We start from the raw sequence: 542 nt of genomic DNA, 5'->3' as shown, positions 1-542 counted from the left end.
GTCGGCAACGGCCCGTACCGCGTGGACTCGTACAAGAAGGGCACGTCCATGCGGCTCAAGAAGTGGGACAAGTACGGCGGGCCGGACAAGGCCCAGAACGGGGGCGTGGAGCTGCGGGTCTACACCGACGTCGGCACCGCCTACACCGACCTGCAGGGCGGCAACCTCGACCTGGCCGACGACATCCCCGCCGCGCAGCTCAAGAACGTGAAGCAGGACCTGGGCGACCGGTACATCAACCAGCCGGCCGGCATCATCCAGACCCTCACCTTCCCGACGTACGACAAGCGGTGGAGCAAGGCGGGCTCCGAGAAGGTGCGGCGCGGCCTGTCGATGGCCATCGACCGCGAGCAGATCACCGAGCGGATCTTCGAGAAGACCCGCACCCCGGCCACCGACTGGACCTCACCGGTGCTCGGCGCCGACGGCGGCTACAAGGCGGGGCTGTGCGGTGACGCGTGCGAGTACGACCCGAAGAAGGCCAAGCAGCTCATCGAGGAGGGCGGCGGCCTGCCCGGCGGCAAGATGACGATCACGTACAA

At 67.9% G+C, this 542-nt stretch carries 1 protein-coding gene; it reads left to right on the top strand.

What is annotated here, in order from left to right; genetic code table 11:
- Nucleotides 1-542 (top strand): ABC transporter substrate-binding protein (locus KUM32_RS35480; protein WP_217146045.1); only part of this gene is annotated, 542 nt, incomplete at both ends.

The organism is Streptomyces sp. AC627_RSS907, from assembly GCF_019049165.1.
This window is presented reverse-complemented; position numbering and strand designations above follow the sequence as displayed.